The sequence below is a fragment of the Enterovibrio norvegicus FF-33 genome (assembly GCF_000286835.2).
In the GTDB taxonomy this organism is placed as follows: domain Bacteria; phylum Pseudomonadota; class Gammaproteobacteria; order Enterobacterales; family Vibrionaceae; genus Enterovibrio; species Enterovibrio norvegicus_A.
In genome coordinates, this window is sequence record NZ_AJYD02000031.1 from 47161 (window position 1) to 59530 (window position 12370).

General features: G+C 49.1%; 12 protein-coding genes. 10 read left to right on the forward strand and 2 right to left on the reverse strand.

All coding sequences use genetic code 11. The features are described 5' to 3' along the window. From ftsY to glpD, 8 genes are all read left to right on the forward strand, one after another. Positions 1 to 1069, forward strand: a 1069-nt coding sequence (gene ftsY / locus A1OO_RS07365; RefSeq protein WP_017002640.1) for a signal recognition particle-docking protein FtsY, incomplete at its 5' end; no start/stop codon positions are given. A gap of 5 nt (positions 1070 to 1074) precedes the next feature. After that, positions 1075 to 1740 carry a cell division ATP-binding protein FtsE gene (ftsE, locus tag A1OO_RS07370; protein WP_016961847.1) on the forward strand — a complete coding sequence of 222 codons (666 nt, stop codon included), beginning with the start codon at positions 1075 to 1077 and terminating at the stop codon, positions 1738 to 1740. After that, positions 1733 to 2638 (forward strand): permease-like cell division protein FtsX, encoded by a 906-nt coding sequence (gene ftsX, locus A1OO_RS07375; protein WP_016961848.1) that lies wholly within the window; start codon positions 1733 to 1735, stop codon positions 2636 to 2638. The genes ftsE and ftsX overlap by 8 nt, the downstream gene beginning before the upstream one ends. A gap of 122 nt (positions 2639 to 2760) precedes the next feature. Next, a complete protein-coding gene (rpoH, locus tag A1OO_RS07380; RefSeq protein ID WP_016961849.1) occupies positions 2761 to 3624 on the forward strand; it encodes an RNA polymerase sigma factor RpoH in 864 nt (287 codons plus the stop codon). A gap of 324 nt (positions 3625 to 3948) precedes the next feature. Further along, positions 3949 to 4281, forward strand: coding sequence for a thiosulfate sulfurtransferase GlpE (gene glpE, locus A1OO_RS07385; protein WP_016961850.1), 333 nt, complete (start codon positions 3949 to 3951; stop codon positions 4279 to 4281). Positions 4282 to 4302: 21 nt separating this feature from the next. After that, positions 4303 to 5151, forward strand: a complete 849-nt coding sequence (gene glpG / locus A1OO_RS07390) for a rhomboid family intramembrane serine protease GlpG (protein WP_017002641.1) — start codon at positions 4303 to 4305, stop codon at positions 5149 to 5151. Between the two features lie 108 nt (positions 5152 to 5259). Continuing rightward, positions 5260 to 6021: a DeoR/GlpR family transcriptional regulator gene (locus A1OO_RS07395; protein WP_016961852.1), complete on the forward strand. Its 762-nt coding sequence runs from the start codon at positions 5260 to 5262 to the stop codon at positions 6019 to 6021. A 211-nt stretch (positions 6022 to 6232) separates the two neighbouring features. Further along, positions 6233 to 7735 carry a glycerol-3-phosphate dehydrogenase gene (gene glpD, locus A1OO_RS07400; RefSeq protein WP_017002642.1) on the forward strand — a complete coding sequence of 501 codons (1503 nt, stop codon included), beginning with the start codon at positions 6233 to 6235 and terminating at the stop codon, positions 7733 to 7735. Between the two features lie 114 nt (positions 7736 to 7849). Here the strand turns inward: glpD and A1OO_RS07405 are convergent, their stop codons facing one another. Continuing rightward, positions 7850 to 8260: a flagellar basal body-associated protein FliL gene (locus tag A1OO_RS07405; RefSeq protein ID WP_016961854.1), complete on the reverse strand. Its 411-nt coding sequence runs from the start codon at positions 8258 to 8260 to the stop codon at positions 7850 to 7852. Between the two features lie 157 nt (positions 8261 to 8417). On the opposite strand from A1OO_RS07405, the gene A1OO_RS07410 reads away from it, so the two are divergent. Both A1OO_RS07410 and ubiA read left to right on the forward strand, forming a co-directional pair. Continuing rightward, positions 8418 to 8954 (forward strand): chorismate--pyruvate lyase family protein, encoded by a 537-nt coding sequence (locus A1OO_RS07410; protein WP_016961855.1) that lies wholly within the window; start codon positions 8418 to 8420, stop codon positions 8952 to 8954. Next, entirely contained in the window at positions 8955 to 9815 is an 861-nt protein-coding gene (ubiA, locus tag A1OO_RS07415) for a 4-hydroxybenzoate octaprenyltransferase (protein WP_016961856.1), read from the forward strand. 113 nt (positions 9816 to 9928) lie between these two features. Here ubiA and plsB read toward each other — a convergent pair whose 3' ends face one another. Continuing rightward, entirely contained in the window at positions 9929 to 12361 is a 2433-nt protein-coding gene (gene plsB / locus A1OO_RS07420; protein WP_016961857.1) for a glycerol-3-phosphate 1-O-acyltransferase PlsB, read from the reverse strand. Between the last annotated feature and the right edge of the window lie 9 nt (positions 12362 to 12370).

A 12370-nucleotide genomic window follows, 5' to 3' on the forward strand; every position in this document is an offset into this window, starting at 1 on the left:
ACAAGCGCGTCTGCAAGCGGAAGCCGATGCGACAGCGCAAGCTGAAGAAGAAGCACGTCTGCAAGCGGAAGCCGATGCAATTGCTGCAGAACAATTAGCCGCTGAAGATCTGACTAAGACACAAGCCGAGCAGGAAAAGCCAAAGCGTGAAGGTTTATTTGCTCGCTTAAAACGTGGTCTTCAGAAGACCAAAGCGAACATCGGTGCAGGCTTTTTGGGTCTGTTCAGTGGCAAGAAAATTGATGATGAGCTGTTTGAAGAACTGGAAGAGCAGCTTCTTATTGCTGATGTTGGTATGGATACCACGACCAAGATCATCAATAACCTGACCGACAATGCTTCTCGTAAAGAGCTGAAAGACGGTGAGGCCTTGTATGGTCTGCTCAAGCAGGAAATGGCTAGCATCTTGAGTAAGGTTGAAAAACCGCTCGATGTGGAAAACCAAAACGGGCCATTCGTGATCTTGATGGTCGGCGTTAACGGTGTGGGTAAAACCACCACTATTGGTAAGCTCGCCAAGCAATTCCAGCAAGAAGGTAAATCCGTCATGCTGGCGGCAGGTGACACTTTCCGCGCGGCGGCAGTCGAACAGCTACAGGTTTGGGGCGATCGTAATAACGTTCCTGTGATTGCACAGCACACCGGTGCAGATAGCGCATCAGTGATCTATGACGCGATTGAAGCTGCAAAAGCACGTAATGTTGATGTGGTTATCGCAGATACCGCTGGTCGTTTGCAAAACAAAGCTAACCTGATGGAAGAGCTGAAAAAAATCGTCCGTGTCATGAAAAAACTCGACGAGAATGCACCGCATGAAATCATGCTCACCATTGATGCGGGTACAGGTCAAAATGCCATCAGCCAAGCGCGTTTGTTCAATGAGATCGCGCCGCTGTCGGGTATCACCCTGACCAAGCTTGATGGTACCGCCAAAGGTGGCGTTATCTTTGCGGTGGCCGATCAATTTAATATTCCTATCCGCTACATCGGTGTCGGTGAAGGGATTGATGATTTGAGACCATTTGTCGCAGAAGATTTTATTGAAGCACTGTTTAGTCAGGAGGACTGATAGGCGTGATCCAGTTTCAGCAGGTTAGTAAAGCCTACCGCGGTGGGCAGCGAGCATTACAGAAAGTAAGCTTTCACTTGCCCAAAGGCGACATGGCATTTCTGACCGGTCACTCTGGTGCAGGTAAAAGTACCTTGCTGAAACTTTTGTGCGCGATTGAACGGCCGAGTGACGGTAAAATATTGTTCAATAATCACGATATTTCGCGTATTGACCGCAAAGAAATCCCTTTTTTGCGTCGCCACATCGGGGTGATTTTTCAAGATCATAAACTCTTGATGGACAGAACCGTGTTCGACAATGTCGCCCTGCCGCTCCGTATTGAACAGGCCAACGAGTCAGACGTGAAAAAGCGTGTGTCTGCAGCGTTAGACAAAGTGGGTTTGTTAGACAAATCCGCTTGTTTACCCATTCAGTTATCAGGCGGTGAGCAGCAACGTGTGGGTATTGCCCGTGCGGTGGTTAATCGCCCGCAAGTGTTGATTGCCGATGAGCCGACCGGAAATTTGGATGCGGCCTTATCGCAGCAAATCATGGAATTATTTCGTCAGTTCAACCAAGTGGGCGTCACCGTATTGATGGCGACTCACGATACGTCTTTGTTGAGTCGCTACGACATGCGTCGATTTGACCTGAACCAAGGTCATCTTTCGGAGGTGGCGCGTGGCTAATTTTTTGTCGTTACACAAACAGCAGTGCGGACAAGCGCTTCGAGATTTGTTGGCGCGACCAACGGGGAATTTGTTAACCGTATTGGCTTTGGCCTTCTCGCTAGCATTGCCCGTTACGTTATATATGTTGGCAAAGAACGTGGTGGCGGTCAGTGCACAATGGCAAGCGCCCAATCAGTTGACGGTTTATCTCAATGAGATACCGGAAAGCCGCGCCACATCACTGAGTGATGAGATTGGTCAGTGGTCTGAGATTGGCTCGGTTGCGTATATCTCTCCTGAGCAAGGCTTGTTGCAGCTGAGACAAATCCAAGGATTTGAAGAAGCAGTGAGTTTGCTCGATGATAACCCGCTACCTGGCGTTATCGTGGTGACACCAACGAGTGATGATGCGGCCGCGGTTACCGCATTGGCGTCAAAGCTGCGCGCAGAATCGGACATTCAAGAAGTCCGTCTTGATAGCGACTGGCTGCAACGCCTAGCAGCTATAGAGTCTTTGGTGCTGACATTAACTTGGGGTTTCTCCGGTCTGATGTTAATGGCAGTGTTTCTCATCGTCGGCAATACCCTGCGATTACAGGTACTGAACCAGAAACAAGAAATTCAGGTCATGAAGTTGGTCGGCGCTACCGACAGTTATATTCTTCGCCCCTATTTGTACACGGGCGTTTGGTTGGCTTTATCGGGTGCAGTGGTTGCTTGGCTCGTGGCAACAATAAATGGCTTTTTACTCGATGCAGCCGTGGCAGAATTGGCTACATTATATAGCAGTGGTTTTCGTCTCAGTGGCTTAGGTGTCGATGAAACCTTGATCCTGTTTATGGTGGCTGGGTTGATTGGCTTGCTAGCAGCACGGCTCGCGGCAGGTAAACATTTACGAGATATTGAACCTGTTTGATGGGGTGTAGTCTCATTCATGGTGATCATTCACTCAGACTTGCAGTTTTTTTGAACTTGAGTAGAGTATGCCATTGGTCTTTTTAGGCCATTATTGTTCGATAGATTCGAAAAGAGGTGAAAATGACAGCAGCGATGTATGCACTAGCCCCAATCTCAAGAGATAGCTTGGACAGCTATCTACGTCAGGTAAACAGCCATCCAATGCTGTCTGCTGACGAAGAGCGTGAGCTTGCAGAACGTCTGCACTACGACGAAGACTTGGACGCGGCGAAAAGCCTGATCCTGTCTCATCTAAGATTTGTTGTTCATATTGCCCGTGGTTATTCCGGTTACGGACTTCCCGTGTCTGATCTGGTACAGGAAGGGAACATTGGTCTGATGAAAGCGGTGAAACGCTTTAACCCTGAAGTGGGTGTGAGACTGGTTTCTTTTGCCGTGCATTGGATTAAAGCTGAAATTCACGAATACGTCCTGCGTAACTGGCGTATTGTGAAAGTGGCGACCACCAAGGCGCAACGTAAATTGTTCTTCAACTTGCGTAAGTCGAAAAAGCGTCTGGGATGGTTTAACGCCGAAGAAGTTAACTTGGTTGCAGAGCAACTTGGCGTTGATGCTTCAGAAGTGCGTGAGATGGAATCTCGTCTTGCCGCACAAGATGCAGGTTTTGATGGCGGTGCAGATGATGATGAGCGCGAAGGCCCTGTGGCCCCGGTTTTCTTCTTAGAAGACAAAAGCTCAGACGTTGCTACCAATATTGAGGCTCAGAACTGGGAAGACCACGCTAACCGTCGACTCGCAACAGCGATGTCAGGGCTGGATGAGCGAAGCCAGCACATTATTCGTTCGCGTTGGTTGGACGATGACAACAAAACGACATTGCAGGAATTGGCTGATCACTATCAGGTTTCTGCTGAGCGCATTCGACAGCTTGAAAAGAATGCCATGCGTAAGTTGAAAGAGGCTGTGGGCGAAGACGCATTGTGATCGTCAACCCTCGAAGATCGTAAAAAGCCGGCTGATTGCCGGTTTTTTTGTGCCTCAAAAACCCATATCCCGTTTGGTCTCAGATAACTTGTCCACAGCTTTATTACGATCAACACTACATGTAGTGGATCCTTTCTCTGGATCCTACTTTATCAACGCAATCCACAGTCTTTTCCACAGGTGGCTAAAAAGCGTACAAAGTCCTTTATTTCTCCGTGGCAAGGATTGGTGAAAACTCGGGTACAATGGTGTTTTACTTGTTGTTTCTGACTATTTCATTGAAACGACAGCACCTTAAATGAAGTCACGGGAGTGGAATAACCCATGGAACAATTTGCGCATATCTCGGTATTAGATGCTTGGCAGTTGCTGCAGGACAACGATCAGAAAGCGGTGATCGTCGATATTCGGGATCCTCAGTCATTTTCGTTATCTCATCCACAGGGCGCATTTCACCTAACCAATGACACCATGGTGCAATTCACTCAGACCGTCGATGATGAACAGCCTGTATTGGTAATGTGCTATCACGGCGTGAGCAGTCAAGGTGCAGCACAATATTTGATTAACCAAGGCTTTGAGCAGGTGTACAGTGTAGATGGTGGTTTTGAAGCTTGGCATCGACAGTCGTTGCCAGTGGCAGGTAATAACGATTAGAAGAACGATTAAGAGGTATTAATGATAAGGCTGATTGCAATTTCTAACCCTCGTGCTGGACAGGCATTTATCGATTACATGGCGTCGAGACACATCGATGTACAGATGATGCCGGAAGGGGAAGGGCAATTTGCCTTGTGGTTAGCCGATAGCCAACATCAGGCCGAAGCAGAAGCTGAGTTACAGGCGTTTCTGCACGACCCGACAGGTCGTAAGTATCAATCCGCCTCATGGGATATGGCCGAAAGCCGCACTGCACATTTTACTTATCCGCGTCAGAAGATACTCACCGCGATCAAACAAAATGCTGGGCCGTTTACCCTCTTTATCATGGTGGTGTGCATTATCGCCTATGCAGGGTTAACGCTTGGCTTTGGTCATGAAGTTTTCTCCTTGCTGCATTTTCCCGCCACGGACGATCAGCAATGGCAACTTTGGCGTTTGTTTACCCACGCGCTATTGCACTTCTCTGCCACACACATTGTGTTTAACTTACTGTGGTGGTGGGTGCTGGGTGGGAAGATAGAAAAGATAAGCGGCAGTGCCAAATTGGTTCAGCTTTTCCTGCTCACCGCGCTGTTTTCTGGTTTGGGGCAATACGTGTTTGATGGCCCTGCGTTTGGTGGCATGTCGGGCGTGGTGTATGCCTTGCTGGGATATTTGTGGCTTATGGGCACATTGGCGCCTTCTCGTGGGCTGTCGATAGAGCCAAGCTATGTCGGCTTTATGCTGTTGTGGTTGGTGGTGGGCTTCTTTGAACCCTTTGGTATGGCTATCGCCAATATGGCTCACCTGTTTGGCTTGGTGTCAGGTTGTGCGATTGCCGTGTTTGATGCCAAATTCTCCCGAGCAGCGAGAAACCCTTCTTAAGTGAGATGCTTAGTGTGATGCGCGCTCACCCTTAAGCTTGCCCACATTGGCAATAAGGGTGTAGCCACGTAAACTGAGCCCAGACTTCGTGTTTACGCAGAGGACACCGTGAAACAGACGCTACGACATCAGGAAATTCTCGATTTAGTTCGAAGCAAAGGCTACGTCAGCACCGATGATTTGGTCGCATTTTTCGACGTCAGCCCTCAGACAATTCGTCGTGATCTCAATGAACTGGCTGCGGAAAACAAAATCCGACGCCAACACGGTGGCGCGACGATTCCATCTAGCTCTGTCAATACGGCTTATGATGCGCGTAAAGTGATGCAGCAAGACACCAAGAATAAGTTGGCACAAGCGCTCGTGGCGCATATTCCAGATGGCGCAACGTTGTTTCTTGATATCGGAACGACCCCCGAAGCTGTCGCGCGAGCGTTGCTCAATCATCAAGATTTACGCATTGTGACCAATAATCTCAATGCTGCCAGTATCCTGATGGTGAAGGAAGATTTTCAAATCATCATGGCGGGTGGGGAAGTACGCAACCGTGATGGTGGCATCATGGGTGAAGCGACATTGGATTTTGTTTCTCAGTTCCGACTCGATTTTGGCATATTGGGGATCAGTGGAATTGATCTCGATGGTGGCCTGCTGGATTTCGATTATCACGAAGTACGGGTCAAACAAGCCATTATGCAAAACAGTCGCTCTGTGATGTTGGCAGTCGACCACACTAAGTTCGGGCGCAATGCCATGGTTAACGTGGGCGATATTACCCAAATCGACATGCTGTTCACTAACGCACCTTTGCCTGAAAATGTTTCTTCGCGCCTGCAAGGCACTGAAACATTGATAGAAATTATTCTTTAATCCTCTTTTGTCATGTCCGCGCCGCCATCTGGCGGCGTTTTTGTATCCATCTTTTGTTGAATTTTTCGCCTCATTGTCACTGGACAAGGCGATTATTTGCACTAAAATGCTCGTAAACGAAAGTTAAATGCTCGAATGAGCGCTTTAGGCCCCAGGGTGATCAGCGCGAGTGGGTAAAAGGGACAATGCAGAGGACAAAATGAGCACAGAAATGTTGGATATACTTGTCGTCGGTGGCGGGATTAATGGTGCAGGGATCGCGGCGGATGCTGCAGGTCGAGGGTTAAAAGTCGGGCTGTTTGAAGCCGATGACTTTGCATCAGCAACATCGTCAGCCAGTTCGAAATTGATCCACGGTGGTCTTCGATATCTTGAGCATTATGAATTTCGTTTGGTGAGTGAAGCACTCGCCGAGCGTGAAGTGCTGCTACGAAAGGTCCCGTTCCTTGCTTGGCCAATGCGTTTTCGTTTACCTCATCGTCCCCATCTTCGCCCTGCATGGATGATCCGTGCTGGCCTCTTTCTCTATGATCACCTCGGTAAACGCACCAGCCTTCCAGCCAGCACAGGCATAAAGTTTGGCGTGGATTCGGTGCTCAAACCTGAAATTACCCAAGGTTTTGAATACTCAGATTGCTGGGTCGATGACGCGCGTTTGGTGGTGTTAAACATCATGGATGCGGCGGAACATGGCGCGGAAGTACGTAATCGCTGCAAAGTAACTAAAGCGACACGATTAGCGGATCATTGGGAAGTTGAGATTGTTGACCAACTAACCCAAGTGCGATTTGTTCGCCATTGTAAAGTGCTGGTGAATGCGGCAGGCCCTTGGGTAAAACAGTTTTATGATGACAGCACTACGCTGACGTCCCCGCGTGGTATTCGGCTTATTAAAGGCAGTCATATCGTCGTGCCGAAAGTACACAATGAGTCGGCTGCGTATATCTTGCAAAATGAAGATGGCCGCATTGTGTTTGTGTTGCCCTACCTTGATCGCTTCTCTTTGATTGGTACGACTGACGTTGAGCATCACGACGACCCACGCAAAGCGTCAATTGATGACAATGAAATCGCGTATTTGTTGAAGGTTTTCAATCAGCATTTCTTGAAGAGTTTAACCCCTGAAGACGTAGTGTGGACATACAGTGGTGTGCGTCCGCTTTGTGATGATGAATCTGACTCCCCGCAAGCGGTGACTCGAGATTACACGTTAGAACTTGATGGAAACGGCGGCAATGCGCCGATTTTGTCTGTGTTTGGCGGGAAACTCACGACCTATCGCAAACTGGCGCAAGCTGCGGTGAACAAGCTTGAGCCTTTCTTTACCGAGATGGGAAAACCTTGGACAGCAGACAGCGTGCTGCCGGGCGGTGAAGACATTGCTTCTTTCAGTGATGTAGAAGCAGAGCTAACACGTCGCTTTAGTTGGATGGATGCGATGACAGCGAACCGTTTGGCGACGACCTACGGTTCTCGCGTGTGGGTTTGGTTTGACGGTGTCGAGCAGGCGTCCGATTTGGGGCAAAGCTTCGGCTGTGGTCTAACGCAAAAAGAAGTCGATTACTTGATGGCTGCAGAGTATGTGCAGACGGTGGACGATCTACTTTGGCGTCGCACCAAGCTGGGCTTGTATCTAACAGAGCAAGAACAAAGTCAGGTAGGTGACTACGTGGCTCAATGTGGCGTGATAGTTAATGATGCAGTCAGTGCATAATGACGCCTAGATTAGAACCAAGCGAGATCGATGCGAAGACCCGGTGTATTGATTAAACGCCAATATCTCAAACAACAAAGGCGCACCTCGGTGCGCCTTTGTTGTTCATTGGGCTTACTGATAGAGATACTTGGTGAACAATAGATCCGACAGCACTTTTTGATTGGTTTCTGCCAACAGCATTTCGTTGACCTTTTCCAAGCATGCTTTACGGATAGATTCCCGACCAGAAAGGGACTTGATGCGCACTTCATTTTCCTGACTGAGTACTTCAATAATCGCATCACGTATTAGCGGCTGGTGGTATTCCAACATTTGGATCAGCGATGGGTCATCAACCATCAGATCGATACGCACATTGATAAAACCGAGCTTACGACCGTCAGTAATGAAGTTGGTTGTGATTTCAGGCTCCAGCGTAAAATAGCTAAATTTCGCGGCTTCCTCTTCCGCATTTGCAATGGATGGAACAGAGAGCAACAGTGTCAATAATAAGGTAAAAATGGCGGTAATATTATTTTTCATGGTTTATGCCAAACCCCAGATTTAATGAATCTCTTATGGTAGTTTAGCTGCGCATGCGTGAGCACAGCTGTGTACAATAGCGCACTATTAATACTAAACATTAATGGCAGATTCGGCGAAAGTTTTGTTGCTTTTTTGCTCTTCGGCTCAGGATAAGATGTCAGATTTCAAACGATTACACGTGAAAGCCCTTGTGGAGGCGAATTGGGAGGCCCCAGACTGGCAACCGCTGGAAAAAACAAAGGAAGGTGAGTGGCTGCTTGAGCGTCATTCGATGACCGAACGCTTGAAAGCATGTTGCCGTACACTGACCGTCGAGGTGCTCGGCCTACACGACGTGGAAAAAGGCGTGTTATCGGATTCCGAGCGTGATTTGTTGGGTGATCAGGCGTGCTTGGTACGTGAAGTGGTTCTCTCCGGCGATGATGTGCCTTGGCTTTGCGCTCGCACACTCGTGCCTATGTCGACACTGACCGAACAAGAGCAAGATATCGCGGAGCTTGGTGCAGTGCCACTTGGGCAGCGTGTCTTTAATCAAGCCAACGCGCGACGTGATGCGATTGAAGTCGCACACCTCATGTTTGATGGGCAGGTGCTATTGGCGCGACGCTCACGATTGTGGGTGAACGATAAGCCGATGTTGGTCTCTGAACTGTTTTTACCTCATGCACCCATTTATCAGGAGGAAGGCTAAATGGATGTGGCCAAAGCGAGAGCCTTTTGGCAATTGACCCGTATGGACCGGCCAATCGGCAGTCTTTTGCTGTTGTGGCCAACCCTGTGGGCGCTGTTTCTTGCGGCTGACGGAATGCCAAACATGCACGTACTGGTGGTGTTTGTGCTGGGCGTCATCATGATGCGCGCTGCTGGGTGTGTGATTAATGATTTTGCTGACCGCAACTTTGACGGACACGTCAAACGCACGCAGCAACGCCCCCTGCCTTCTGGAAAAATCTCAGCGAAAGAAGCATTGGCTTTGTTTGGTTTGCTGGTACTTGGGGCGTTTATGTTAGTGCTGACGCTTGACCCGCTCACGATCAAGCTTTCAGTGGTGGCCTTAGCGCTGGCGTTTATCTATCCCTTTATGAAGCGTTTCACGCATATGCCGCAACTGGTGCTGGGAATGGCATTTAGTTGGGCAATCCCGATGGCGTATGCAGCTCAAGCTGGCGAACTGCCGCCTGTGGCTTGGATGCTGTTCCTTGCCAATGTGGCTTGGACCGTGGCTTATGACACTCTTTATGCCATGGTTGATCGAGATGACGACGTCAAAATTGGCATTAAGTCTTCTGCGATTTTGTTTGGTAAATACGACAAGGCCGCAGTGGGCGTGCTGCAATTGGTGACACTCTTGCTGCTGGTGCTTGTGGGGTATTTGTCTCAATTGGCGGCGGTTTATTATTGGTTCTTATTGGCGGCTTCTGCGTTGTTTGTGTATCAGCAGTGGCTGGCAAAAAGTCGTGAAAGGGACGCCTGCTTCAAAGCGTTTTTGAATAATAACTATGTCGGCATGCTGGTGTTCATGGGTGTCACCTTGGCTGTCATGGTCTGGTGATACACAAAGTGAGATGTTTTAGTCGTAAAGACCATGAAACATGAAGATAAAAGAATGAAAAAGAAAAGCCCTCGCCGAATGAAGCGAGGGCTTTTTGTTGGTGCTATGTATTTCTATCCATCGGTTGGCTGATTCAGGATGGCCTGAATAGTCAGTTGCACTTCCGGTGATATCAAGCCCAACACGCACTCTTGCAGCGTTTCAATGTGCTCTGCTTTCGCGTGGCCATCATCATTGAGGTAGCCCTCTTCACGAAGGGATGCTACCAATGTGCTGAACACACCTTTGTCGAAGAACTCTGGTGCGTTGATACCGTGAAGACGACTCAAGCGCTGTGCCATCATCTGGCTTTGTTGCTCCAGATCTGGCTTTGAAACATTTGGCTCATGACAGAACAACGTAATGGTGATGGCATAGCGCTGTAAGGTTTCCGCAATGGTGCGACCCAGCAGTTGTAACTGATTCAACTTGCCCGGGTTGCGATGCAGCATGTCGCCGTCGGTGCTAATCAGCGATTGACGCTCTAGCTCAACAATCACCGCATCCACATAACTTGTCAGCGCTTTTTCATCAAAGCTCATGAACAGCTCTGCTTTCAACAGCGGGTACAACTGACGAACCGTATCAATCAAGGTTTCGCGATTAACGCTGGTCTTAAAGACCAGCATCTGAGCAATCAATGATGGGATCGCAAACAAATGGATAATGTTGTTGCGATAGTAGGTCATGAAAATGGCCTGCTGGCGATCAAGCGAAATTACGTCACCCAGCGAGTCTTTTTCCACCACGAACTTGTTCAGCGTTAGCGCATGTTCAACCAGCTCCTGTGCAGAGTCTTCCGGCACTGTACTGGTTGATGAATACGGTACTTGTCGTAGCAACTCAAGATAGATGTTTAGCTGCTCTTCCAACGCTTCACGGCTCAAGGCGCGTTGGCGTGAAGCCAGCAAAGCCGTAGCACAAAGCGTCAAAGCATTTGCTGCTGCTGCGTCGTTGATTTGCGTCATCATGCGCTCAGCAAGCTCATTCACCACGGGATTTAGCCATGTTGGACGCTGCGGCTCAATTGGGTCGATATCTTGATGCCAATTCGGCGCTTTCTCATTGAGGAAGTGATTGACCTGGATCGGCTCACCAAAGTTCACATAGCCCTTTCCGTAGTTGCGTAGCTTGCGCAGAATACCCAGCACTTGGCCAAAGTTTTCGCTTTCTTTGCGCTTGCCTTGCAACTCCTTGGCGTAGGTGCTGACTTCCATAACATGCTCATAGCCGATGTACACAGGTACTAAGGTGACAGGGCGTTTAAGGCCTCGCAGCATGGCTTGAATCGTCATGGCGAGCATGCCGGTTTTGGCTGGAAGCAGACGACCGGTTCGCGAGCGACCCCCTTCAGAGAAGTACTCCACCGAATAGCCTTTGGCAAAAAGTTCGGCCAGATATTCACGGAAAACCGTGGAATACAGGCGATTACCTTTGAAGGTACGACGTAAGAAAAACGCGCCGCCACGACGGAAAATAGGCCCTGCTGGGAAGAAGTTAAGGTTAACGCCCGCTGCAATGTGCGGTGGTACCAAGCCTTCTTTATATAAGGTGTAAGACAGCAGCACATAATCCATGTGCGAGCGATGGCAAGGCACGTAAACAATCTCGTGACCATCTTGTGCCAGTTGGCGAACTCGCTCAGCATTATTGATATTAATGCCTTGATACAGCTTATTCCAAAGCCACGTCAGCAGGCGATCCGCGTAACGGATTAGGCTTGGTGAGAAGTCAGCAGCAATTTCTTCCATCATGTCGATGGCTTCTTTGCGCACTTTCTCGACGGGCACGTCTCGGCTTTCGGCTTCGTCTTGGACGACCTTGTCGATTGCCTTTGAGGCGAGCAAGCGCTTAAACAACGCTTGGCGGTTCGGCAAGTTTGGCCCTGATGCGGCCATCTTCTGACGAGAGAAGTGGATTTTTGCTACGCGCGCAAGCTTGTTCGCAATAGTGGTGTCGGTGCCGTGCTTGTCCGCCATAAAGCGTAACGAGACGGGGCTGCTTAACCGCACCATGCTATCTCGACCTAGGGTCAAAATGGTGTAGAACTTTTGCAGGCTGTTCATCGCTTTTAGCGAAGCGGCCACAGGGCGGGATTCATTGCCCGGATTGCGGTCCCATACGACTGACGCTGGAATGAGTTGAATATCGAGCTCAGAATCGCGTTTATGCAGCTCGAGAAGCTCTGTAAACAAGGCGATGGATTCTTCCGGCACTGGATCGCCGTGACTGAACAAACGCTTACCTTCTGATACGAAGACATAACGTTGCAGACTCTTTCCGCCAAGTTCTAGCGGTTCAAGAGGGTCTGGTAATCCCAGTTGCAGGCAGATACTGCGCAGCGTGAGCAGATCGGTATGAGATCGAAACGGCAGAACATAAACCATTGGGCGCGTGAGATCGAAGCCCAACTGGTTAATAGGGTCTGACGGAATACTGATCGTTTTGACCAGTACCGATAAAGGTAAATTCAATAGCTTGTGATAAAACGATTGGCAAGCAGACATCTGATCGCG

Excerpts from the sequence above, each read along its gene's own strand:
- plsB (WP_016961857.1), bottom strand. The coding sequence starts at position 12,361 with ATGTCTGCTTGCCAATCGTTTTATCACAAGCTATTGAATTTACCTTTA.
- rpoH (WP_016961849.1), top strand. The coding sequence starts at position 2,761 with ATGACAGCAGCGATGTATGCACTAGCCCCAATCTCAAGAGATAGCTTG.
- A1OO_RS07410 (WP_016961855.1), top strand. The coding sequence starts at position 8,418 with ATGTCAGATTTCAAACGATTACACGTGAAAGCCCTTGTGGAGGCGAAT.
- glpE (WP_016961850.1), top strand. The coding sequence starts at position 3,949 with ATGGAACAATTTGCGCATATCTCGGTATTAGATGCTTGGCAGTTGCTG.
- glpG (WP_017002641.1), top strand. The coding sequence starts at position 4,303 with ATGATAAGGCTGATTGCAATTTCTAACCCTCGTGCTGGACAGGCATTT.
- ubiA (WP_016961856.1), top strand. The coding sequence starts at position 8,955 with ATGGATGTGGCCAAAGCGAGAGCCTTTTGGCAATTGACCCGTATGGAC.
- A1OO_RS07405 (WP_016961854.1), bottom strand. The coding sequence starts at position 8,260 with ATGAAAAATAATATTACCGCCATTTTTACCTTATTATTGACACTGTTG.
- glpD (WP_017002642.1), top strand. The coding sequence starts at position 6,233 with ATGTTGGATATACTTGTCGTCGGTGGCGGGATTAATGGTGCAGGGATC.